Below are 21,197 nucleotides of genomic sequence, written 5' to 3'. Positions count from 1 at the left end.
TGTCTCCTTCTTGATGGTCGCGTTTCCGGACCTCAGTTGGCCGCTGCGGCAGGCGCGCCTGCGGCCACGGCTTCGGGTTCGGGCTCGGCACCCATCACAATCATCATTTCGGCAAGCCTGCGGCGCAAGGGCTCTGACAACCCGTCCTTTTGCTGGATCTGGCGGATCAGCATGATGGCGTCGTCGTCGCGGCCCGCGCCGATCAGGGCCACGGCCTTTTGTTCCAGCGCCAGCAGTTCGAACGGCGCGCCGGGACGCGACAATTCGGTCAGCAGCCCGTCGCGGTCGGCGGGGTTCATGTCGGTCCCGCCCGCGATCACCGCCTTGAGCATGGCCAGATCATGCATCAGCGCATCGCCCGACTGGACGTTGCGGGCCAGCGCGCGCAGATCCTCGGCGGCGGCGGCGCCCTGCCCCTGTTCGGCCAGCGCGCCCGCCGTCAACAGCCCCGCGACCAGCTGGCGGTTCCTGTCGTCGCCCGCATCGACCGCGGCCAGCGCCGCCGCGCGATCGGGCGCGGCATCCGCCGCCAGCACCGCATCGCCAAAGGCCTGCGCCTGACGGTTGTTTTCGATCCGGGTATATTCGTAATAGGCGCTGCCCCCGACGATCCCCAGGATCAGCAGCACGACGATCCAGCCATAACGCTTCATCACGCGGAAAAGCCGGTCGCGGCGCAGGTCGGCGGTCACTTCGTCGATGAAGCTGTCACTCTGGTTGGTCATGTCGTCCCCGTCTGTTCCTGTCCGCACTTCTATACGCGCAAAGGGTTCCTTGCCAATGGCGGACAGGTTTCGGACCATGGGGCAAGGTGCCGGAAATCGCGCAAAATTCATCGCCGGCGCCGCAAACGGGGCAAAAAGCGGCCGCGACAGACGCAAGGGACCTGCCAGAGCGGCTCTGGCAGGTCCCCGTATCCGCGTGACGCGACGGTGATCGGGTTACAGGCGCGAGGCCACGTTTTCCCAGTTCACCAGATTGTCCAGGAAGTTTTCCAGATATTTCGGACGGGCATTGCGGAAGTCGATGTAATAGCTGTGTTCCCACACATCGCAGCCCAGCAGGGCGGTCTGGCCGAAGCACAGCGGGTTCACGCCGTTTTCAGTCTTGGTCACTTCCAGCCCGCCATCGGCGTTCTTGACCAGCCAGGCCCAGCCCGAACCGAACTGACCGACGCCCGCATCCGCGAATTTTTTCTTGAAATCCGCGACCGAACCGAAGGATTCGACCAGCGCCTTTTCCAGATCGCCCGGAATGGCGCCCGGATTCGGACCCATCATTTCCCAGAACTGGGCGTGGTTCCAGTGCTGGCTGGCGTTGTTGAAAATGCCGTTCTGGGCAACCGCGCCCGACTGATAGGTGCCGGTGACGATGTCTTCCAGCGACTTGCCTTCCCATTCGGTGCCGGCAATCAGCTCGTTCAGTTTGACGACATAGGCATTGTGGTGCTTGTCGTGGTGGAATTCCAGCGTTTCCTTGGACATGCCGGCGCCCGCAAGCGCGTCATGGGCATAGGGAAGGTCGGGAAGGGTAAAGGCCATTTCGGTCACCTTTCGATTGAATTTCGGGGTATTAGTGGCACATGACGGGGCCGGGTGAAAGCCCCGGTGAAAGCCCCCGGGCTTAGCATCCAACGCAGCGGAGCCGGTCGGGTTCCCTATCCGCGCCGTTGCGGCGGCTGCCCGCAGATGCCGTTTCCGGTGATCGTGTTGTCATAGCCCTGCGCCTTGACGGACAGGATCGCGCGGCTGTCGGATTTGATCACCGCCAGCCGGAAATCCAGCCGTTCCGTCCATTGGCCGACCGCGTTGCGCACCCCGGCCAGCGCCCAGCCATAATGGCGTTCGCGCGCCGAATCGGCGGTGACCTCGGCCTTGATCGGGCGGCCGACCAGCGCCTGCAGGATCGGGTCGAAGACCTCGATCCGGCCGGTCGCCTGACGGGTGACGATGACCACCTCGGGCACCCAACCCGTGCCGTCGGCATCCTGAAAGGCGCAGATCATCACCACCGGCGACGGCCCGGCCGGCGGCTGCGGCAAGGCGCGCGGCGTTTCGGCAGGGGTTGTTTCGTCAGCGGCGGTTTCGTCAGGCCGCGTTTCATCATGCCGGGACGAGGCGGGCCGGCTTGTGCCGTCTGGCGCACAGGCGGCCAGAACGGCGGCCAGAACGACGATCTGTCCAGCCGCGATCAGGGTCCTGGTAAAAAGGCTGCGCCCTGCGCCCATGCGACTGTCATCCCGGAAAAGGTTACGGCAATATCACATGCATAGCGACAACCCGCCACCTCGACCAGCGTCGAGATGGCGGGGCGCGCAGATTGTCGCGCCGCCCGCCCTAGCGGGGGGCAAGCGTGGTGCCGGGACGGGCAGCCCCCTGCAAAAGCCCGCGCATGTAATCGGCCACCGAACGGAAGCCCACGACCCGGTAGCCGCCGCCGACCGGCCAGATCGCGCAGGACACCTGCGCCAGCCGCGTCCGGCGCACGCCGTCCCCGGCCAGCCGGGCAAAATCGACGGGGGCCAGTTTCGCCAGCGCCTCACCCGCGCCATTGCCGATCACGTCAAATCCGGCGCGCATGTCCGACACGTCCAGAACCAGCGCATGTTCGCCCGTCAGCGCGTCGTTCAGCGCTGCCACCGCCTCGGCCACATCGGCGCGGGGCAGGATCAGCAGCAGTTCGTCGGGCGACATCCAGCCCAGCCAGCGGTCGCCCGCCGCGCTGAACCGGGTCTGCGCGGGAATGGCCAGCCCCGCCGCCTCGGCGATGGCATCGCCCGCGCGGTCCAGATCGGCGCGGATCTGGATCATGCCGGGGGTGGCGATTTCGGTGATGGTTGCAAGTGCCTCAGCCATTGGCCCGCGTTCCTTCCTTGTCGTAGAACACCGGATCACAGATCCGCGCCTTGACGGGTTCCCCGCCGGGGTTGGTGAATTCCAGAATATCGCCCATCCGGTCCGGCCCGTTCAGGACCAGCGCCATGGCGATCGGTTTGTTCAGCGTCGGCGAGAAATAGGTCGAGGTGACCCGCCCCTGCGTGTTGCGCTGATGGTTGCCGTTCCGGCCCGAGGCGACCGCATAGGCCCCGTCCGGGATGACGCGCCCGTCCAGGCTTTCCAGTCCGACCAGCTTCCAGCGGTTCGGGTCGGTCATGTGGCTGCGTTCCTGGGCGCGCTTACCGATGTAATCGGCCTTTTTCTTGGAAATCGCCCAGTTCAGCCCCAGATCCTGCGGGATCACCGTGCCATCGGTTTCGTCGCCGATCATGATGAAACCCTTTTCGGCGCGCATGACGTGCATCGCCTCGGTGCCGTAGGGGGTGACGTCCAGATCGCGGCCCAGATCATGCAGCTTTTCCCAAAGCTCCAGCCCCCGGTTCGCGGGCACCGCCACCTCAAAGGACAATTCACCCGAGAAACTGATGCGATAGACCCGCGCCGGGATTCCGGCCAACTCACCTTCAGCCCAACCCATGAAGGGCAGCGCCTCGGGCGACAGATCCATGCCGCCAAGACGTTCCAGCAGCGTGCGGGCCTGCGGGCCGACAACCGCGACCTGCGCCCATTGTTCGGTGACATTGGCGGTATAGACCTTCCAGTCCCACCATTCGCATTGCAGCCAATCCTCGAAATGGCCGTGGATGCGGTCGGCGCCGCCCGTGGTCGTATGGACCAGCCATGTGTCGTCCGACAAGCGCGCGGCGACGCCGTCATCGGTCAGGAAACCGTTTTCGCTGCAGATCAGCCCATAGCGGCATTTGCCGACCGGCAGGGTGGACATCATGTTGGTATACATCATGTCCAGGAACTTGCCCGCATCCGGCCCCTTGACGATGATCTTGCCCAGTGTCGAGGCGTCCAGCGTCCCGACCGAGGCCCGCACCGCGCGGATTTCACGCGCCACCGCCGCCGCATGGCTTTCGCCGCCCTTGGGATAGCAATAGGCGCGGCGCCAATGGCCGACGGGTTCCCAATGCGCGCCGTGGCGTTCGTTCCAGTCGTGCATCGGCGTCTTGCGCAGCGGCTGAAAGATCTCTCCGCGCGCCTCGCCCGCGATGGTGCCAAGGGTCAGGGGCGTATAGGGCGGGCGGAAGGTCGTCGTGCCGGTCGCGGGGATCGCCTGCGACAGCGCCTTGGACAGGACCGCCAGACCGTTGATATTGCTGACCTTGCCCTGATCCGTCGCCATGCCAAGCGTGGTATAGCGTTTGGTATGTTCGACGCTTTCGTAACCTTCCTGCGCGGCCAGTTCGACATCGGAAACCTTGACGTCGTTCTGGAAATCCAGCCACATCTTGAACCGCGCCTTGCGGGTCGCATGTTCCGGCATCACCCAGACCGGCAGCAAGGACCGTTCCTGAACCGCGCCGGTCAGCGCCGCAACCCGCAGGTCGCCCGCCGCCGCACCCGTGGCCGAGGCCATGCCCTTGCCATCCGCGCCAAGCGGCGGGCGGGCGGGATCGGGGGCAAAGAACACGGAATCCGCGTTCCAGTTCAGCTTGCCGCCGCAATGCGACCACAGATGCACGACCGGCGACCAGCCGCCCGACATCGCGACGGCGTCAGCCTCGACGGTTTCGCGGACGTCGCCGGAACCGGTCTGATCGCAGATCTTGACGGCTTCGACGCCGCGATAGCCCTTGACGCCCGCGATGCCCGATCCGGTCAGGACGCGCACGCCGCGCGCCCGCACCGCCTGCGGCAGATCGCCATCCGCCGTGCTGCGCGCGTCGATCACCACCGGCACCTCCAGCCCCGCATCCAGCGCGGCCAGCGCGGTGCGATAGGCGTCGTCATTATTCGTCACCACGACGATGCGGCGGCCCGGCGCCACCGCGTAATCGCCGATGAAATCGCGCACCGCCGAGGCCAGCATCACGCCCGGCACGTCGTTCCCGGCGAATGCCAGCGGGCGCTCCAGCGCGCCGGTCGCGGTGATGACATGACCCGCGCGGATGCGCCACAGGCGCTGGCGCGGGATGCCCTGATTGGGGTCGTGATCGGCCAGCGCCTCGCGCGCCAGCAGATAGCCGTGATCGTAAAGCCCGGTCGCCATGGTGTTGCGCCGCAGGGTGACATTCGGCAGCGCCCGCAACTCGGCCAGCAGCGCATCGACACGCCCCTGCCCGTCGGCATGGTCGGTCGGCGTGCGCCCGCCCCAATGCGGGTTCTGTTCCAGCACCAGCACCTGCTTGCCCTCGGCCGCCGCATCGCGCGCCGCCGCCAGACCGGCGATGCCGCCACCGACGACCACGACATCGGCAAAGCCATAGGCCTGTTCGTATTTGTCGGGATCCGCCTCGGTCGGGGCCTTGCCCAGACCTGCGGACCGGCGGATCACCGGTTCAAACAGGTGTTTCCACGCACCGCGCGGCTGCATGAAGGTCTTGTAATAGAAACCAGCCGGGAAAAAGCGCCACAGCCAGTTGTTGACCGCACCGATATCGGCGTTCAGGCTGGGCCAGCAGTTCTGGCTGGACGTCACCATGCCCGCGACAACGGGCGTCGTGGTTGCGCGCTGGTTCGGTTCGAACCGGCCACCCCGGCCCAGCCCCAACAGGGCGTTCGGCTCCTCGGCCCCCGAAGCGATCGGGCCGCGCGGGCGGTGGTATTTGAAGCTGCGGCCCATCATCAGCTGGCCATTCGCCAGCAGCGCCGAGGCCAGCGTATCGCCCTCCAGACCGCGCATCTGGCGGCCGTCAAAGCGGAAGGGCACCTGATAGGCGCGGTCGATCAGACGGCCGCCGGTTGCCAGACGAAAGGAATGGTTGTCGCTCATCAGTGGGCGCCTTTTTCAGCGGTTTCGGCTTGGGTGGCAGGGGCGGTTTCGGTCCAGTCGGGTTGCCAGTCGGGGCGCGCGGCCTGCACAAGCGCGACGATGTCCGGGGTCGGATGCGGGGTCTGGGCGGCATAGGTGCCAAAGACCTGCAGATTGGCGGTGTCGCGCGCCGCCAGGAACCATTTGCCGCAGCCATAGGCATGGCGCCAGCGTTCGAAATGGACGCCCTTGGGGTTCTTGCGCGCGAACAGATAGGCTTCGAAATCGTCATCGGTCGAGCCGGGGCCGAAGCGTTTCAGATGCGCTTCGCCGCCGGGCTGCAGCTCGGTTTCTTCGGCGGTGACGCCGCAATAGGGGCAGGTCAGGGTCAGCATCCGGTCACTCCTTCGGGGGCGGGCTGCGTCGGGCGGCCTGCCTGTGGTTGCGGTCGCCCAAGCGGGCAGATGTTCGAATGGGAATGGCGCGACGACCGCGCGAACCCTTGGTCGCGCGGGGGAAGGGCACGCCGCTCCCCGGTCGTCAGCGAAAAGGAAAAGATGACGGCCTCGGACCGGGGCGTCTACGGGCAACCGCCCGGTATCGCGCCCGACAACAGGGGCGCGGGATGCCGTGATGCCCAACCGTAGGGTGGGGTTCCACCCCACCACATGCCCCCCGACCAGACGGTCGCAGGACGCCGTGACCGGGGGCAGCGACGGCCCCCGGCTGGAATTCAGCCGCGCATTGCTGCGCGAAACGCCCGCATCAGTTCGTGGTGCCGGCCGGGGTTTCAGCGTCAGCCGGAGCGGTCTCGACCGGATCGGTCGTAATGGGGATCCGGGTTTCAACCGGCGCAGGCTCGGTCGATGACGGCCGGATCGACCGGGGCCGCCGGGTCGGCTGCAGGCGCAGGGGTTTCCGTGGTCGTGGTCGTTTCGGTGACGGACTCGGAAGAGCTGCCACCGAAGACATACCAGCCGATGGCGACAACGACGATGACAATGACACCGATGATAAGGCCGGTGTTGGATTTTTGCGGTTCGGCCATGAAAGAAACTCCTTGATGAGATGGCTTCGGGGAATGAATGACCTAACCCCGTAAAATGTTCCACCAACAAGAAATTTCTGTTCGATCCGGGCAGAATCCTGCCAGTCGCCAGCCGGGGCAAGGGCACGAAAGCCCCCGTTTCCCCGGTCTTGCGAGGTTTTGGCAATGCCCGGCGCGAACATCAGTGGGCCACCCCTGCGGCCACGCTTTCGTCGATGAAACGCCCCTCGCGGAAGCGGTTCAGGCCGAATTCGGCGGCCAGCGCGCCCGGACGGCCATTGGCCACCAGCTCCGCCATGGCCCAGCCCGATCCGAGGATCGCCTTGAACCCGCCGGTGCCCCAGCCACAGTTGACAAAGACGTTTCCGACCGGCGTGGTCGACAGGATCGGCGAACGGTCGCCGGTCATGTCCACGATCCCGCCCCATTGGCGCAGCATTTTCAGCCGCGACAACATCGGGAAGGTTTCCACCAGGGCGCGGACGGTTTCCTCGACATGGTGCCAGGATCCGCGCTGCGTATAGTTGTTGAAGCCGTCGGTGCCGCCGCCGATGACCATCTCGCCCTTGTCCGATTGCGACAGATAGCCGTGGACGGTGTTGGCCATGATGACGATGTCGCAGCAGGGCTTGATCGGTTCGCTGACCAGCGCCTGCAGCGCGATGGATTCGATCGGCAGGCGGAAGCCCGCCATTTCCGCCAGATGCGAGGAATGCCCGGCGACGACCATCGCCAGCTTTTCGCATTCGATCCGGCCCTTGGCGGTGTTCACGGCGCGGACCGCACCGTTTTCGGTTTCGACGCCCGTCACTTCGCAGTTCTGGATGATATGCATGCCCATGTCCGAACAGGCGCGGGCATAGCCCCATGCGACCGCATCGTGGCGCGCGGTGCCGCCACGGGCCTGATACAGCCCTCCCAGAACCGGATAGCGCGGCCCGTCGATATTGATGATCGGCACCAGTTCCTTGATGCGCTTGGGATCGACCCATTCGGTTTCGACGTTCTGCAGGTGGTTGGCATGTGCCGTGCGCTTGTAGCCCCGGATCTCGTGTTCGGTCTGGGCCAGCATCAGCAACCCGCGCGGGCTGAACATGATGTTGTAGTTCAGATCCTGCGACAGGTTTTCATACAGTTTCAGCGCCTTGTCATAGATCGCCGCCGAAGGGTCCTGCAGATAGTTCGACCGGATGATCGTGGTGTTGCGCCCGGTGTTGCCGCCGCCCAGCCAACCCTTTTCGATGATCGCGATATCGGTGATGCCAAAGTTGCGGCCCAGGTAATAGGCCGTCGCAAGACCATGCCCCCCGGCGCCGACGATCACGACCTTGTATTTCTTTTTCGGTTCCGGGCTGGCCCAGGCACGGCGCCAGCCGGCATGCAGGTTCATCGCCTCTTTGGCGATGGCAAAGACCGAATACCGGCCAGAGGGTTTGGTGGACTTCGTGGCGGACATGAAAGGGCCTTTCGCGACTCGGACCGCTATAAGGTAGCGGCAGGGCGAAATCGGGCAACCCGCCTTGCGACGCGCAACCTGTGAAATTGCGTCACGATTGCGCGCAGATATCCCGCGCCGGGCGGCGGCGGATATGCCGCATGCGTGGCGGCTTTTGAAACGGGTGGAAAACCGCTATCTACGGGGCTGCCACCCAAGGGGAGAAGGGATGTTCTGGATCATCTGCGCCGCAATGCTGGCGGTCGTCGTCCTGTCGATACTCGCGCCGTTTCTGCGCCAGCAGACCGAACCGGCCGAGCCGACAGCGGCCTATGACCTGCGCGTCTATCGCGACCAGCTGCGCGAGGTCGACCGCGATCTGGATCGCGGCGTGATCGAGCCTACGGATGCCGAACGGCTGCGCGTCGAAATCGGCCGCAAGGTGCTGGAGGCCGACCGCGCCCTGCAAAAGGCCCAGGCAGCCAGCCGGGGGCCGGGGCTGGTGGTGCCGGGCATCGCGCTGGCCGCCGTGGTGGGGATCAGCGCCGCGATGTATTACCGGATCGGCGCCCCCGGCATGCCCGATGCCCCGATCAACGCCCGCATCGCCGCGGCCGAGGCCCGCCATGCCGAACGGCCCTCGCAATCCGAGGCAGAGGCCGCCAACACCGCCCCCGGCCCCCGCGCCGAGGTCAGCGCGGACGACATGGCGCTGATCGAACGGCTGCGCGAGGCCGTGGCCCGGAACCCGAATGACATTCAGGGCCAGCGCTTTTTGCTGCGCTACGAATCGGCGCTTGGCAATCTGGTCGCCGCGCGGCAGGCGGCGCAGCAGGTCGTGACCCTGCTGGGGGCCGATGCCACCGCGCAGGATCATGCCGCCACCGCCGCCATCATGATCGAGGCCGCAGGCGGCACCATCACCCCCGAGGCAGAGGCCGAAATCTACAACGCGCTGGAAAAGGACCGCATGAACAGCGAGGCGCGCTATATGGCGGGCCTGCAGCAGATTCAGGCAGGCCGCCCCGACCGCGCCTTTCCGGTCTGGGCGGTGCTGCTGGCCGAAGGTCCGGAAAACGCCCCATGGATCGCGCCGATCCGCGCCATCATCAACGATCTGGCATGGTTCGCGGGCGAACCCAGCTACGAGGCCCCGGCCCCCAGACCGCTGCCCGGCCCCGATGCCGACGCGGTCGCCGCCGCCGAGGACATGACCCCCGAAGAACGCCAGCAGATGATTTCCGGCATGGTCGAACAACTGGAAACCCGGCTGGCCACGCAGGGCGGCACGCCCGAGGAATGGGGGCGGCTGATCTTTTCGCTGACCACCATCGGACGCAGCGACCACGCCCGAAACATCTGGTCCGAGGCGCAGGCCCGCTTTGCCCAGACCCCCGAGGCATTGCAGATCGTCAATGACGCCGCCGACCGCGCGGGGCTGGCCCCATGATCCTTGAAGCGCCTCAGGATTTCGCCGCCGCCCTGCCCCGCACCGGGGCCATCGCCGGGCTGGATCTGGGCACCAAGACCATCGGCGTCGCGGTCAGCGACGGGCTGCGTCAGGTCGCATCCCCGCTGAAGGTGATCCGGCGCGTGAAATTCACGCAGGATGCGCAGGAACTGCTGGCCGTGGTCAGGGACCGGCAACTGGCCGGTCTGGTGCTGGGCCTGCCGCGCAACATGGACGGGACCGAAGGCCCGCGCGCCCAATCGACCCGCGCCTTTGCCCGCAATCTGGAAAAGCTGACCGATCTGCCCATCGGTTTCTGGGACGAACGCCTGTCCACCGTCGCCGCCGAACGCGCCCTGCTGGAAGGCGACACCTCGCGCAAACGCCGGGCCGAGGTCATCGATCAGGTCGCGGCGGGCTATATCCTGCAAGGCATGCTGGACCGGCTGCGGTTCATCGGATGAGCGCGATCGAAACCCCCTGCATCAGGATCTGCCGGATCGAGCCGACATCCGGCCTGTGCATCGGCTGCTGGCGCTCCATCGACGAAATCATGGGCTGGATCCGCATGACCGACGACCAGCGCCGGGCGGTGATGGCGGATCTGCCCGGCCGCAAATGGCAGGGGGTGACGCGACCCGGCTGATCGGTGCGGCGGCAGATGTGATAGCGGACCGCCGTTTTTGATGCGGGACGTGCTGCGCAAGGACGTTTCCCCAACACCGTCCTGAACCGCGCGCAATCGCAGGGCGCTGGCCGCATTGTGACACGGCGCGTCATCGCGCGACGCATCGCATTCCAACTGGCGCGATCAACCGGCCGCGCGCCTAAAGGGCCAGATGCAGAAAGGCCGGGCTGTCACGCCCGGCCGAAGCTGATGGTCCTGACTGTCGCCTAGTCCAGCGTGACATTCCACAGGAAGGTTTCGCCCGAGGAATCCTTGACCCCGTCGTTATCCGTCACCAGCCAGACCTTGCCGGTGCTGTCCATCGCCATGCCTTCGACCTTGTCGACGACATAGCCGTTCCACTGTTTCAGGTCGGGGATCAGGTCGCGTACGACCTCTTTGGTGACCAGCGGCAGGTCACGATCCAGACCGACCGGCTGCATGTCGGACAGGGCAACGCGGGTGATCTGCTTCAGGCTCGCGGCCTGACCGATCAGGTTGTCGCGTTCGATCAGATAGGCGTGATCGCCCCGGATCGCGATTTCCGACAGGCCGACCCAGCCCTCGCCGCTGTCCAGCGGATAGCGCACACCGGCCCAGTTGCCGGTTGCGGGATCAAGCTGCAACAGCTTGGTCTGGCCCTTGGGATCGTCGCCCCATTCGCGCTGAACCGCGACCCAGAGCTTGCCGTCATGCGGGGCGATGCCTTCCATCCCGAAGCGCGTCTGATGGGCCAGCAGGCCCTCGGGCAGGGCGAATTCCTGCGTGATCGCGCCCTTGGCGTCGACATGCAGAACGGCATGGGGCACCTCTTTTTCGGGATCGCCCTCGCTTGCCAGCCAGAAACCGCCCTGACCGTCGGCCGCGATCCCTTCCAGATCCAGCTTTTCGGCGGGGCGACCGTCGCGGGTGACGGCGATGCGGTCGGTAATGCGCGCCGGCGCGGCGCTGGCATCGATGCGGAAGATCGAGGGTTGCGTGTCAAAGAAACTGTCGCTGACCGCATACAGCGTGGTGTCGCTGGCCGGATCGACGGTCAGGCCCGACAGCGCGCCCTAACCGATCAGCCCGTCGCTGATCAGCGTCGGATAGGCGGGCGCACCCTCGGCCCGTTCATAGATCATGACATGGGCGCGGGCGGCGCCGTCTTCGCCCAGATCGGTTTCATTGGCGGTCGCGAACAGGTCGCGGCCGGGGATCGGGGTCAGCCCTTCGGGACCCACGCCCGAGGGCAGCAGTTGCACCAGACGCGGCGCAGCCGGATCGGCAACATCATAGACGCCGACGACGCTGCCGCGTTCCGACCCCACGAACAGCAGTTTCTGATCGCCATAGGTGGCGAAAGCGATGCCTTCGGGTTCGACGCCTTTCTTGTCCGGAACGGCCCTCGGGGTAATGGCCGATCGCGACCAGCGCATGTTCGAATGCCGCACCGGATTCGTAAACGACCGAGCCATCGCGGTTCCAGATCGTGAACCCGCGAGAGCCGCCTTTCCAGTCGCCTTCGTTGGCCGTGGCGAAATGGTCATCGTCGATCCATGCCACGCCATCGGGTTCGCGCGCCACGCCGCTCAGCGCATCGGTGAATGCCAGCTTGCCATCCTTGGCCGTGTCGATGTCGGTCAGATCGACGGCGCCCGCGCTGAAATGGCTGGCGACCGCGCCATCCGCGCCGATCACGACGATGTGGTTGTTTTCCTGCAGCGTGACGACCAGATCGCCCCTGCTGTTGAAGGCGACATATTCCGGCTCGGGGTCTTCGGCGCCGATGTCGGCCAGACCGGTCAGGTCGATGTTCTGCTTGCCCGCGCAGTCGATTTCGCCGTCCGTGACGGGCAGACGCACGACAAAGCCCGCGGGCATCTGCGGCAGGCCACCGTCGTTCAGATCCTCGTCGCGTTCGTTTTCGATGGCGATGGCCAACATGGTGCCGTCCTGCGACATAGCGACGGAATCGGGCTGACCGCCCAGATCGCAGCTTGCCGTGATCTGTTTCGTATCCAGATCGACGGTGCGCAGGGCGCCCGAGGGATCGGCATAGCTTTCCGAGGTATTGACCCCGACAAAGGCGCGGCGCCCGGCGACCACGGCGGTCGTCGGCTCGCCATCCATCGCGATATTGCCAAGCGGTTTCGGCGCGCGCGGATCGGTGATGTCGATCAGGCCGATGCCGCCCAGAGGGCTGTCGGAATAGATCAGGGTCATGCCATCGGGCGTCACGGTCATGATCTCGGCCGAGGTGACGCGGGCGCGGTTTTCGCCCTCGGCCATGTTGTCGGTGGTGGCAAAGGTCGCAATGCGGTTGAAAACGGGTTCGGCACCGGCAGGCATGGCGGCAGCCAGCGCAAGCGCCGAGCAAAGCAGAAGGCGTAGGGTCATCATCATCCTCGGAAAGACGGGTTTCCGCGCCTGCTTGGCGACAGGCCGTGACAAGCTGATGCCGATTGCGTGACGTTTTTGCGAAACTATCGGTTCAGCCAGCCGGTTGCGATCACGCGCGCCCAATCCCCCTGTCCGGCCCTGCAGGCCAGCCGCGCCATGCGCCGCGCGTCATAGGGCACGGCGCGCAGGTCGCTGGCCCAACCCTGCGGGGTGCGGGTCATGATCGCATAGCGCGCGGCGGGCGATCCCGTTTCGATCCGGTGGGGGTGCGGGATATCGTGGCGAAAGCCGGGACAGCCGACGCTGCCGGGGTTCACCACGACGCGCCCGCCGGGCAGATCGACGCGGCGCGCGACATGGCTGTGGGCGCATAGAAACAGGCCGGCCGGGCTGTCGCCGATCTGCGCGGCGATGACATCCCGCGCGGCCAGCGTCACCGCGCCCGAGGGGGCCACCGTTTCCAGCCAATAGGTGTTGTCGCTGGCAGGCGTGCCGTGGCACAGAAAGACATCGCCCAGCAACAGCGCCGCAGGCAGGTCGCGCAGCCAGTCCAGCGCGCGGGCATCCAGCGCCTGATGGGTCAGCCGGTCGGACAGGCCCATGTCTTCGGGCGCCAGCGTCACCAGAACGCGGTCGTGATTGCCCTGGATCGCGACCTGATCCAGCCCGGCCAGCAGATCGGCGGTTTCAAGGGCGGCCAGCGGTCCGCTGAAATGATCGCCAAGGTTCACCACCGCCTGCACGCCCTGCCCGCGCAGATCGGCAATCACCGCCGCCAGCGCATCGGCATTGCCATGGATATCGGCGATGACCGCAAAGCGTTCGGTATCGCAATCCATCTAGCGGCGGATCACCACGCGCACCTCGCGGATGGTGCGGCTGAGGCTTGCGCGGGTTTCGGGCGGCTCATGGGCGACCGCATCCAGAATGGCGCGCATGTCGCCGCGCAGCCCGTGCAACTGATCCAGCAGCGACATGATCAGGCCAAGCGCCTCGTCGTCCAGACTGTAGCCATCGGCCAGATCGACGATCAGGGCCAGCCGGGCGATGTCGATGTCGCGAAAGACCGGGCCGTGGTCGGATTGCACGGGCTGGATGACGCCCACGCGGATGTAACGGTCCAACTGCTCGGGCGTCAGATCGGGCACCGCGGCCAGGGCCTCATGCGCGGAAAAGCGATGCTCGGTCATCAATTCCTCCCATGCGGGTCATAGGCGTGGTCCTTGCGCCAGTTTTCGAAAAAGGCGGCGAGTTCGTCGTCGATGCGGTCGGGCATGACAATCTTCAGCACGACCACCTGATCGCCGTGCTTGCCGTCTGCGCCCTTGATGCCGCGCCCTTTCAGCCGCATCTTGCGCCCGGAACTGGCGCCGCGCGGAATGGTCATCATCACCGCGCCGCTGATCGTCGGCACCTCGACCTTGCCGCCCAGAACGGCCTCGTCGATGGTGATGGGCAGGGTCACCTCGACATTATCGCCGTCACGGGTCCAGTCGGGGTCGTCGGCCACGATCAGCGTCAGCAGGGCATCGCCCGCGCCGCCTTCGCCCATGCCGGGGCCGCCCTTGCCGCGCAGGCGGATGACCTGACCGTCACGGGCGCCTTCGGGGATCTTGACCTCCAGCGCGCTGCCGTCGGGCATGGTGATCCGGGTCGAGCCGCCGCGCGCCGCCGTCATGAAGTCGATTTCCAGCGTGAAACGCTGATCGTTGCCGCGCATGTCGAAACTGCGCGCCCCGCCGCGCCCACCCCCGAAACCAGAGCCGCCAAAGCCCGCACCGCCAAAACCCGCGCCGCCGCGCTGGCCGAACAGGTCGGAAAACACATCGTTCAGATCGTCGAAATTGCCGTATTGCTGGCGATAGGGGCTGTCACCCGCCTCGGCATATTCGCGATAGTAATGGCGCTGCGGCGTTTCCTGACCCGAAGCGTCGATTTCGCCCCGGTCGAAGCGCGCGCGCTGTTCGGCATCCTTCAGCAGATCATAGGCAGACGAGGCCGCCTTGAACCGCTCGGCCGCCTTGGGATCGGGGTTCAGGTCGGGATGATCGGTCTTGGCGATGCGGCGATAGGCCTTTTTGATATCGTCCTGGCTGGCGGATTTCGTCAGCCCCAATGCCGCATATGGATCATCTGCCATCGCCCGCTCCCCCCTTTGTGATCCCGCTGTGATCCCGGTTTCGCATTCATCTGGTCAACACCTTGCCGCGCCTTGGGTTTCGCGCGCCCGGCGTGAAAATACCACAGCGGCAAACTGGCGTCCCCCTTTCGGCGCGATATAGTCAGCACAGACCGGCATTGAAAGGCACGAAGGAAAAGATGCAGACCGATCTGGCAACCATTCTGGCCCGCATCGCCCCATGGGCAGGCGACGGGACGCGCCGCGTGATCGCCGTCGCCGGCCCGCCCGGCGCGGGAAAATCGACGCTGGCCGAGGCGCTGGTCGCCGCCCTGACCGACACCGGCACGACTGCCGCCCTGCTGCCGATGGACGGGTTTCATCTGGACAACCGCCTGCTGGACGAACGCGGGCAGCGCGGCATCAAGGGCGCGCCCCAGACCTTTGACGCCGCCGGTTTCGCTGCGACCGTCGCCCGGCTGAAAACCGGGGCAGAGGTCATTCATCCGGTCTTTGACCGCGCCCGCGACCTCGCGATTGCCGGAGCGGGCCGCATCGCGCCGTCCGATCAGCTGGTCGTGGTCGAAGGCAACTATCTGCTGCTGGACCAGCCGGTCTGGCGCGACCTTGCGCCGCTCTGGGATCTGACGGTGATGATCGCCCCGCCGGTTCAGGAACTGGAGCGGCGCCTGCGCGCGCGCTGGCGCGATCTCGGCTGCGATGCGGCGGGCGTTCAGGCGCATCTGGACAATGACATGGCCAATGTCCGGCTGGTCCTGTCGCAATCGCGCCCGCCAGATCTTATGCTTTCGGACCTTACGCTTTCGGATCTTACGCTTTCGGATCTTACGCTTTCGGATCGGGCGCTTTCGGATCGGGCGCTTTCGGGCGAAACGCCTTGATCCGCGCGGGGTCGGTTTCGATCCGCGCCGCACCGATCAGGTCCAGACAATAGGGCACCGCCGCGAAAACCGCATTCAGGCAGGTCGCGATGGCCGAAGGCTTGCCGGGGATGGTGATCATCAGGCAGGCCCCGAGAATCTCCGCCGTCTGGCGCGACAGGATCGCGGTCGGAACCTCTGCCAGACTGGCGCGGCGCATTTCCTCGCCGAAACCGGGCAGTTCCTTTTCGATGACATCGGCCATGCCTTCGGGGGTTTCATCACGGGGCGCGGGGCCGGTGCCGCCGGTGATCAGGATCAGGTCGGCGCGTTCAGTGTCAAAGCCGCCATCCGCCATTTCCCGCAGCGCCGCCGCGACATGGGCGCGGCCATCCGGAATGATCCGGCGCGAGATCCGCATGGGCGAGGTGACGACCTCACGCAACCATGCCTCGGCCCCCGGTCCGCCCTTGTCCTCATATTCGCCACGACTGGCGCGGTCAGAGACGGTCAGGATGGCGATATGGGCGGATCGGGTCATGGCACGGCCTTTCAACGGGTGGCCAGATTGTCAAAGCGGGCGCGAAAAGGAAAGTGGGTGCGAAAGGCCGCCCGCCGACAAGGACAGAAAACAGCGCGGGGCGGGCGGAACGGGATATGGCACGGGCCGCCCGCCTTGCGTCGCCCCCCTTCGCCCGTCAGCCCGGTCGCCGGTCAGGCCAGCCCCTCGACCTCGATGGTCAGATGCGACAGGTCGGGGATATGGGCAAGCCGCGCACGGTAGGCGGCGGGGGCCTGCGGCGTCGCGGAACGGATCGAGACGATGGCCCCGTGATGGCCGGGGCCAAGCTGCCAGACATGCAGATCGGTGATCCGGTCGGTTCCGGTTTCAATCGCGCGGCGGATTTCACCGGGCAGATCCTCGCCTTCGGGCAGATAGTCCAGCAGAACCCGGCCGGTGTCGCGGATCAGCCCCCAGGACCAGCGCGCAATCACCAGACCGCCGACGATGCCGATCACCGGGTCCAGCCGGGTCCAGCCATACAGGCTGCCAAGGATCAGCGCCGCAATCGCCAGAACAGAGGTCAGCGCATCGGCAAGAACATGCAGATAAGCGGCGCGCAGATTGTTGTCGGCGGCGTGGTCGTGCCCGTGATCGTGGTCATGGTCGTCACGCAGCAGCCATGCACAGAGCAGGTTGACCGACAGGCCGATCACCGCCACCGCAATCGCCTGGGCAAAGTCGATCTGAACCGGGCGATACAGCCGCAGCAGGCTTTCCCGGGCAATCAGCAGCGCAACCAGCGCCAGCACCACCGCGCTGGCGAAACCCGCCAGATCGCCCAGCTTGCCCGTGCCAAAGGTAAAGCGGCGGTTGCGGGCATTGCGCCGGGCATAGCGATAGGCCAGCGCCGCAATCAGCATCGCCCCCGCATGTGTCGACATATGCCAGCCATCGGCGACCAGCGCCATGGAACCATAGATGGTGCCCGCGACGATTTCGACGACCATCATCGCGGCGGTGATCGCGATCACCAGCCATGTCCGGCGTTCGTTGCGGGCGTGATTGTCGCCCAGATAGACATGATCATGCGGCGCATCGAAACGGGACAGGTCGCCTTTCATTTCAGATAGACCCTGATGACGTCGATCAATTCACCCGCAGCCTGCGCGCGGGCGGCGTCCGGATCGCGGTCCGGGTTGGACACATGTTCGCGGATGTGATCCTCGATCAGTTCCGCCGTCAGCCCGCTGACAGCCCCCCGGATCGAGGCGGTCAGGTTCAGGACCTCGCCACAGGGGGCCTCGGCTTCCAGCGCGCGCTCGACCGCCTCGATCTGCCCTTTCAGGCGGCGCACCCGGGCCAGCAGCCTGGCTTTGTGTTTCTGCGTGTGACTCATAAGATAGGAGGGTATCCTATTTTTGATCGCCGGACAAGCCACAAGCCGCTTCGGCGGCACCACCGCCGTCAACAGCGGGATCGCGATGCCGATGACGTCGGATCCGGTGCTTTCGACGGCAGGCGGTGCGTCGTCGGGCAGGTCGCGGACATATGCGGGGCGCGCGCCCTCATCAGCGTCTTCAGCAGATATCCGGGCACGACAGGCTGGTTTCCTTCGCGGATCGTGACCGGCCTTGTTCCGCAAATGGGGCCGGGGTCATGGCGCGGCGGGATGGTCGCTGCCACCCCGGCGCGGGGTGTTGCAATCCGGAAAATCCACCCAGCCCCCGCCCACCAGAAGCGGACCCATGCGCATTACACATGCCAGCATTCCCGGCACAGGCAGATTGACAAAGCAGGACGGATAAGCGACGGAGCGTCAAGACGGTTAGTAAAACTGTCAGGAATTGTGCAGATCGAAGGACACCCCGTGAAAAGCGAAACCCTGTCCAATGCGCGGGACCTGCCCGGGGCGCCTGCCGGTCAAGATATATTGCCCGATTTCATCATCTCGGGGCCACATCATGAACTCTGTGTCAGCGGGGTCGGCGCGGAGCTGACGCCCGGTCCCCTCGATACGCTTGCGCAGCGGGCGGGGGCGTTCTTTGCAAGGAACCAGAGCGCAGATCAAAACGGCCCGCGCCTGCTGGCCGGGGCGATTCCCTTTGATCGCATGGCCCCGGATTATCTGTTCCAACCCCTTGCGCAGCATGCGCCACCGCCTGCCGCCACCGCCCGGACGCAGGCCGCAACGCCCCGGCAGATCATCGCGGAACCTTCCACCGCCGCCTATCGCGCCGCCGTGGCGCAGGCCGTGGCCTGGATTTCGGCGGGGGCGCTGGACAAGATCGTTCTGTCGCGCAGCCTGCGCATCCTTGCCGACCGGCCCCATGATTGCGCGGCCCTGCTGTCCAACCTGCGCCGCGATCCCGACGCGACCGCCTTTGCCCTGTCCCTGCCCCCGAACCCGTCCCGGACAAATGCCATGCCCCGCCGCCTGATCGGGGCGACGCCGGAACTGCTGATCCAGCGCCGGGGCCGTGATATCCTGTCCCATCCGCTGGCAGGATCCGCGCCACGCCGGGCCGATGCGGCGGCGGACCGGGACAGCGGCAGGGCGCTGCTGACATCGGACAAGGACCGGCGCGAACATGCGATGGCCGCCGAAATGGTGCTGGATACATTGGCCCCGTGGTGCGACCGGCTGGCGGCCCCCGACGGGGTGACGCTGAGTTCGACCGCGCAACTGTGGCATCTGGGCACGCGGATCGTGGGGCGGTTGCGCGACCCCGAAACCTGCTGTGCGACCCTGCTGGCCGCGCTGCATCCGACACCGGCCATCTGCGGCACCCCGCGCGACGCGGCCAAAGCCGCCCTGCCCGGGCTGGAAGGTTTCGACCGCGGTTTTTACTCTGGCGCGGTCGGCTGGCTGGAGCCATCGGGCGATGGCTGCTGGTATATCGCATTGCGCTGCGCCGAGGTTGCGGGCGATGAGGCGCGGCTTTACGCCGGTGCGGGCATCGTCGCAGGTTCGGACCCCGCGCAGGAAGAGGCCGAAACCTCGACGAAATTCCTGGCCATGCTTGCCGCCTTCGGACTGGACGAAGACGGTGCGCCGCTGCACATCGCCCGCTGATTGCAAGAAAGGATCCCGCCATGGCCGGACTGCCCCGGATCGCGCCCTATCCCCTGCCCACCGATGCCGAATTGCCCCGCGCCCGTGCCGGTTGGCAGATCGAAACCCATCGCGCCGCGCTGCTGATCCATGACATGCAGCACTATTTCCTGCGCCGCTTTCCGGAACAGGAAAGCCCGCTTGCCCCTGTCATCGCCAATATCGCGCGGCTGGCCGAACATGCGCGGGCAGTGGGGATCCCGGTCTTCTATACCGCGCAACGGGGCAATCAGGACCGCCGCGACCGTGGACTTCAGGCCGATCTGTGGGGTCCGGGCATGACCGCCAGCCCCGAGGATCAGGACATCATTCCGGGACTGACCCCCGAGCCGGGCGATTTCGTGCTGGTCAAGCATCGCTATTCCGCCTTTCAGCGGTCGAACCTTGCCGATCTGATGCGGGCGCGGCAACGCGATCAACTGATCATCACCGGGGTTTACGCCCATATCGGCTGCATGCTGACGGCGGGCGAGGCGTTCCAACTGGACATCCAGCCCTTTCTTGCCGCCGATGCCCTGGCCGATTTCAGCCGTCAGGATCACGATCTGGCGCTGGACTGGGTGGCTGGCAGTTGCGGCGTTCCACTGACGACCAGAACATTGATCGCGGCGCTTTCCGCATCCTGACAGGGTGAACATCATGCAACTGACGGGTTTCGACAATGAGATCGCATTCGTGACCGGTGCCGGCGGCGGTATCGGGCAAGAGGTGGTGGCGGCGCTGATCGCAGCCGGGGCGCGGGTGATCGCCACCGATCTGACCCGGCCCGACCTGCCCCCCGCCGCCGGGCTGACGACCCATGCGCTGGATGTCACCGACCCCGCTGCGACCGAGGCACTGGTGGCCCGCATCGAGGATGAATTCGGCCCGATCAGCTTTGGCGTGTCGGTCGCGGGCGCGCTGGCGACCGGGCTGGTCACCGACACGACGGATGCCGATTGGCGGCGCGTCTTTGCGGTCAATGCCGACGGGGTATTTCACTCCGACCCGCGCATTGGCGCGGCGGATGCAGCCACGGCGGCGCGGGGCGATGGTGGCGGTGACCTCGAATGCGGCGGGCGTGCCGCGTCACGGGATGGCGGCCTATGCGGCCTCCAAGGCGGCGGCGACGATCTATATGCGCTCTCTGGGGCTGGAGCTGGCGCCGCATGGCATCCGCTGCAATATCGTCGCCCCCGGATCGACCCGGACAGGGATGCAGACCGGCATGTGGCGCGATCCGTCGGGCGAGGCGGCGGTGATCGCGGGCTTTCCCGAACAGTTCAAGCCGGGCATCCCACTGGGCAAGATCGCCGAACCCCGGGATATCGCCCATGCGATCCTGTTCCTGCTGTCGGATCAGGCGGGTCGTGTGACCATGGCCGACCTTTACGTCGATGGCGGCGCGACCCAGCAGGTGTAACCCCCGTCAGCTTGCGGGGGTCTCGCGGTCGATCAGCACCATCAGATGCCCCCGGGAACAATATTCGACCCGCGCCTCGACCCCGTAAACCTCGGACAGCATGGCGGGGGTCAGCACCTCGTCCGGGCGCCCGGCGCTGTGCAGGCGGCCGTTGTGCAGGACCACGATCCGGTCGGCCCAACGCGCGGCCAGCGCCAGATCATGCAGCACCGCCAGCACGATCCGCCCCTCGGCGGCCAGCCGGCGGACATCGCCCAGAAGCCGCACCTGCCGGGCAAGGTCCAGCGCGCTGGTCGGTTCATCCAGCAACAGCAGCCGCGGATCGCGCACCACCGCCTGCGCCAGCCCGACCATCTGGCGCTGCCCGCCCGACAGCCGTTGCAGCGGCTCCAGCGCCAGGGCGTCGATCCCAGCCGGTCAAGCGTCGCCATGGCCACGC

Annotated in this window: 22 protein-coding genes and 2 pseudogenes; 8 read left to right on the top strand and 16 right to left on the bottom strand. The window is 66.3% G+C overall.

What is annotated here, in order from left to right:
• Nucleotides 1–32: 32 nt before the first annotated feature.
• The 8 genes from PE067_RS17460 to PE067_RS17425 all read right to left on the bottom strand — a co-directional run bounded on the left by PE067_RS17460 (nucleotide 33) and on the right by PE067_RS17425 (nucleotide 8,261).
• Nucleotides 33–725: a tetratricopeptide repeat protein gene (locus tag PE067_RS17460; protein ID WP_276190968.1), complete on the bottom strand. Its 693-nt coding sequence runs from the start codon at nucleotides 723–725 to the stop codon at nucleotides 33–35.
• Nucleotides 726–941: 216 nt separating this feature from the next.
• Nucleotides 942–1,541, bottom strand: coding sequence for a superoxide dismutase (locus tag PE067_RS17455; RefSeq protein ID WP_276190967.1), 600 nt, complete (start codon nucleotides 1,539–1,541; stop codon nucleotides 942–944).
• Nucleotides 1,542–1,657: 116 nt separating this feature from the next.
• Nucleotides 1,658–2,227, bottom strand: coding sequence for a hypothetical protein (locus tag PE067_RS17450; protein ID WP_276190966.1), 570 nt, complete (start codon nucleotides 2,225–2,227; stop codon nucleotides 1,658–1,660).
• 109 nt (nucleotides 2,228–2,336) lie between these two features.
• On the bottom strand, nucleotides 2,337–2,855 hold the full coding sequence (locus tag PE067_RS17445; RefSeq protein WP_276190965.1) for a sarcosine oxidase subunit gamma family protein: 519 nt from the start codon (nucleotides 2,853–2,855) through the stop codon (nucleotides 2,337–2,339).
• Complete coding sequence (locus PE067_RS17440; protein WP_276190964.1) at nucleotides 2,848–5,778, bottom strand: sarcosine oxidase subunit alpha family protein; 2,931 nt, start codon at nucleotides 5,776–5,778, stop codon at nucleotides 2,848–2,850. Before PE067_RS17440 ends, PE067_RS17445 begins: the two co-directional genes overlap by 8 nt.
• Nucleotides 5,778–6,152: a sarcosine oxidase subunit delta gene (locus PE067_RS17435; protein ID WP_276190963.1), complete on the bottom strand. Its 375-nt coding sequence runs from the start codon at nucleotides 6,150–6,152 to the stop codon at nucleotides 5,778–5,780. Before PE067_RS17435 ends, PE067_RS17440 begins: the two co-directional genes overlap by 1 nt.
• Before the next feature lie 449 nt (nucleotides 6,153–6,601).
• A complete protein-coding gene (locus PE067_RS17430) occupies nucleotides 6,602–6,805 on the bottom strand; it encodes a hypothetical protein (RefSeq protein WP_276190961.1) in 204 nt (67 codons plus the stop codon).
• A gap of 181 nt (nucleotides 6,806–6,986) precedes the next feature.
• Nucleotides 6,987–8,261 (bottom strand): sarcosine oxidase subunit beta family protein, encoded by a 1,275-nt coding sequence (locus PE067_RS17425; protein ID WP_276190960.1) that lies wholly within the window; start codon nucleotides 8,259–8,261, stop codon nucleotides 6,987–6,989.
• Between the two features lie 208 nt (nucleotides 8,262–8,469).
• Between PE067_RS17425 and ccmI the strand changes: the two genes are divergently transcribed.
• Genes ccmI through PE067_RS17410 form a run of 3 tightly spaced genes read left to right on the top strand, consistent with a single transcriptional unit; the run spans nucleotide 8,470 to nucleotide 10,336 of the window.
• Complete coding sequence (gene ccmI / locus PE067_RS17420; RefSeq protein WP_276190958.1) at nucleotides 8,470–9,690, top strand: c-type cytochrome biogenesis protein CcmI; 1,221 nt, start codon at nucleotides 8,470–8,472, stop codon at nucleotides 9,688–9,690.
• Entirely contained in the window at nucleotides 9,687–10,154 is a 468-nt protein-coding gene (gene ruvX, locus PE067_RS17415) for a Holliday junction resolvase RuvX (RefSeq protein WP_276190957.1), read from the top strand. Before ccmI ends, ruvX begins: the two co-directional genes overlap by 4 nt.
• A complete protein-coding gene (locus tag PE067_RS17410; protein WP_276190956.1) occupies nucleotides 10,151–10,336 on the top strand; it encodes a DUF1289 domain-containing protein in 186 nt (61 codons plus the stop codon). Before ruvX ends, PE067_RS17410 begins: the two co-directional genes overlap by 4 nt.
• A 248-nt stretch (nucleotides 10,337–10,584) precedes the next feature.
• Here the strand turns inward: PE067_RS17410 and PE067_RS17405 are convergent.
• The 4 genes and pseudogenes from PE067_RS17405 to PE067_RS17390 all read right to left on the bottom strand — a co-directional run bounded on the left by PE067_RS17405 (nucleotide 10,585) and on the right by PE067_RS17390 (nucleotide 14,879).
• A pseudogene (locus PE067_RS17405) lies at nucleotides 10,585–12,736 on the bottom strand (esterase-like activity of phytase family protein).
• An 86-nt stretch (nucleotides 12,737–12,822) separates the two neighbouring features.
• Entirely contained in the window at nucleotides 12,823–13,578 is a 756-nt protein-coding gene (locus PE067_RS17400) for a metallophosphoesterase family protein (RefSeq protein WP_276190954.1), read from the bottom strand.
• Nucleotides 13,579–13,929, bottom strand: coding sequence for a hypothetical protein (locus PE067_RS17395; protein WP_276190953.1), 351 nt, complete (start codon nucleotides 13,927–13,929; stop codon nucleotides 13,579–13,581).
• The gene (locus tag PE067_RS17390; RefSeq protein ID WP_276190952.1) at nucleotides 13,929–14,879 is read right to left on the bottom strand and encodes a DnaJ C-terminal domain-containing protein; all 951 of its coding nucleotides are present in this window, start codon (nucleotides 14,877–14,879) and stop codon (nucleotides 13,929–13,931) included. Before PE067_RS17390 ends, PE067_RS17395 begins: the two co-directional genes overlap by 1 nt.
• A 179-nt stretch (nucleotides 14,880–15,058) precedes the next feature.
• On the opposite strand from PE067_RS17390, the gene PE067_RS17385 reads away from it, so the two are divergent.
• Nucleotides 15,059–15,760, top strand: a complete 702-nt coding sequence (locus PE067_RS17385; protein ID WP_276190949.1) for a nucleoside/nucleotide kinase family protein — start codon at nucleotides 15,059–15,061, stop codon at nucleotides 15,758–15,760.
• Here PE067_RS17385 and mog read toward each other — a convergent pair.
• The 3 genes from mog to PE067_RS17370 form a co-directional block, all read right to left on the bottom strand.
• The gene (mog, locus tag PE067_RS17380) at nucleotides 15,705–16,280 is read right to left on the bottom strand and encodes a molybdopterin adenylyltransferase (protein WP_276190948.1); all 576 of its coding nucleotides are present in this window, start codon (nucleotides 16,278–16,280) and stop codon (nucleotides 15,705–15,707) included. The genes PE067_RS17385 and mog overlap by 56 nt on opposite strands.
• 173 nt (nucleotides 16,281–16,453) lie before the next feature.
• Nucleotides 16,454–17,365 (bottom strand): CDF family Co(II)/Ni(II) efflux transporter DmeF, encoded by a 912-nt coding sequence (gene dmeF / locus PE067_RS17375; RefSeq protein WP_276190947.1) that lies wholly within the window; start codon nucleotides 17,363–17,365, stop codon nucleotides 16,454–16,456.
• Nucleotides 17,362–17,640 (bottom strand): metal/formaldehyde-sensitive transcriptional repressor, encoded by a 279-nt coding sequence (locus tag PE067_RS17370; RefSeq protein ID WP_276190946.1) that lies wholly within the window; start codon nucleotides 17,638–17,640, stop codon nucleotides 17,362–17,364. The genes dmeF and PE067_RS17370 overlap by 4 nt, the downstream gene beginning before the upstream one ends.
• Nucleotides 17,641–18,111: 471 nt before the next feature.
• Here PE067_RS17370 and PE067_RS17365 point away from each other — a divergent pair, with 471 nt between their 5' ends.
• The 4 genes and pseudogenes from PE067_RS17365 to PE067_RS17350 all read left to right on the top strand — a co-directional run bounded on the left by PE067_RS17365 (nucleotide 18,112) and on the right by PE067_RS17350 (nucleotide 20,758).
• Nucleotides 18,112–19,317, top strand: a complete 1,206-nt coding sequence (locus PE067_RS17365) for an isochorismate synthase (protein WP_276190945.1) — start codon at nucleotides 18,112–18,114, stop codon at nucleotides 19,315–19,317.
• A gap of 20 nt (nucleotides 19,318–19,337) precedes the next feature.
• Entirely contained in the window at nucleotides 19,338–19,982 is a 645-nt protein-coding gene (locus tag PE067_RS17360) for an isochorismatase family protein (RefSeq protein ID WP_276190944.1), read from the top strand.
• A gap of 13 nt (nucleotides 19,983–19,995) precedes the next feature.
• A pseudogene (locus PE067_RS17355) lies at nucleotides 19,996–20,277 on the top strand (SDR family NAD(P)-dependent oxidoreductase); the annotation flags it as partial.
• An 85-nt stretch (nucleotides 20,278–20,362) separates the two neighbouring features.
• Nucleotides 20,363–20,758, top strand: a complete 396-nt coding sequence (locus PE067_RS17350) for an SDR family oxidoreductase (protein WP_276190943.1) — start codon at nucleotides 20,363–20,365, stop codon at nucleotides 20,756–20,758.
• 6 nt (nucleotides 20,759–20,764) lie between these two features.
• On the opposite strand, the gene PE067_RS17345 is transcribed toward PE067_RS17350, so the two are convergent.
• Nucleotides 20,765–21,112: an ABC transporter ATP-binding protein gene (locus PE067_RS17345; RefSeq protein ID WP_276190942.1), complete on the bottom strand. Its 348-nt coding sequence runs from the start codon at nucleotides 21,110–21,112 to the stop codon at nucleotides 20,765–20,767.
• Nucleotides 21,113–21,197: the final 85 nt, after the last annotated feature.

Origin of the sequence: Paracoccus sp. DMF-8 (genome assembly GCF_029309835.1) — a bacterium.
Taxonomy (GTDB): Bacteria; Pseudomonadota; Alphaproteobacteria; order Rhodobacterales; family Rhodobacteraceae; genus Paracoccus.
This window is presented reverse-complemented; position numbering and strand designations above follow the sequence as displayed.

Coding starts and splice junctions, on each gene's coding strand:
- PE067_RS17460 (WP_276190968.1), bottom strand. CDS start 725: ATGACCAACCAGAGTGACAGCTTCATCGACGAAGTGACCGCCGACCTG.
- PE067_RS17455 (WP_276190967.1), bottom strand. CDS start 1,541: ATGGCCTTTACCCTTCCCGACCTTCCCTATGCCCATGACGCGCTTGCG.
- PE067_RS17450 (WP_276190966.1), bottom strand. CDS start 2,227: ATGGGCGCAGGGCGCAGCCTTTTTACCAGGACCCTGATCGCGGCTGGA.
- PE067_RS17445 (WP_276190965.1), bottom strand. CDS start 2,855: ATGGCTGAGGCACTTGCAACCATCACCGAAATCGCCACCCCCGGCATG.
- PE067_RS17440 (WP_276190964.1), bottom strand. CDS start 5,778: ATGAGCGACAACCATTCCTTTCGTCTGGCAACCGGCGGCCGTCTGATC.
- PE067_RS17435 (WP_276190963.1), bottom strand. CDS start 6,152: ATGCTGACCCTGACCTGCCCCTATTGCGGCGTCACCGCCGAAGAAACC.
- PE067_RS17430 (WP_276190961.1), bottom strand. CDS start 6,805: ATGGCCGAACCGCAAAAATCCAACACCGGCCTTATCATCGGTGTCATT.
- PE067_RS17425 (WP_276190960.1), bottom strand. CDS start 8,261: ATGTCCGCCACGAAGTCCACCAAACCCTCTGGCCGGTATTCGGTCTTT.
- ccmI (WP_276190958.1), top strand. CDS start 8,470: ATGTTCTGGATCATCTGCGCCGCAATGCTGGCGGTCGTCGTCCTGTCG.
- ruvX (WP_276190957.1), top strand. CDS start 9,687: ATGATCCTTGAAGCGCCTCAGGATTTCGCCGCCGCCCTGCCCCGCACC.
- PE067_RS17410 (WP_276190956.1), top strand. CDS start 10,151: ATGAGCGCGATCGAAACCCCCTGCATCAGGATCTGCCGGATCGAGCCG.
- PE067_RS17400 (WP_276190954.1), bottom strand. CDS start 13,578: ATGGATTGCGATACCGAACGCTTTGCGGTCATCGCCGATATCCATGGC.
- PE067_RS17395 (WP_276190953.1), bottom strand. CDS start 13,929: ATGACCGAGCATCGCTTTTCCGCGCATGAGGCCCTGGCCGCGGTGCCC.
- PE067_RS17390 (WP_276190952.1), bottom strand. CDS start 14,879: ATGGCAGATGATCCATATGCGGCATTGGGGCTGACGAAATCCGCCAGC.
- PE067_RS17385 (WP_276190949.1), top strand. CDS start 15,059: ATGCAGACCGATCTGGCAACCATTCTGGCCCGCATCGCCCCATGGGCA.
- mog (WP_276190948.1), bottom strand. CDS start 16,280: ATGACCCGATCCGCCCATATCGCCATCCTGACCGTCTCTGACCGCGCC.
- dmeF (WP_276190947.1), bottom strand. CDS start 17,365: ATGAAAGGCGACCTGTCCCGTTTCGATGCGCCGCATGATCATGTCTAT.
- PE067_RS17370 (WP_276190946.1), bottom strand. CDS start 17,640: ATGAGTCACACGCAGAAACACAAAGCCAGGCTGCTGGCCCGGGTGCGC.
- PE067_RS17360 (WP_276190944.1), top strand. CDS start 19,338: ATGGCCGGACTGCCCCGGATCGCGCCCTATCCCCTGCCCACCGATGCC.
- PE067_RS17350 (WP_276190943.1), top strand. CDS start 20,363: ATGCAGCCACGGCGGCGCGGGGCGATGGTGGCGGTGACCTCGAATGCG.
- PE067_RS17345 (WP_276190942.1), bottom strand. CDS start 21,112: ATGGTCGGGCTGGCGCAGGCGGTGGTGCGCGATCCGCGGCTGCTGTTG.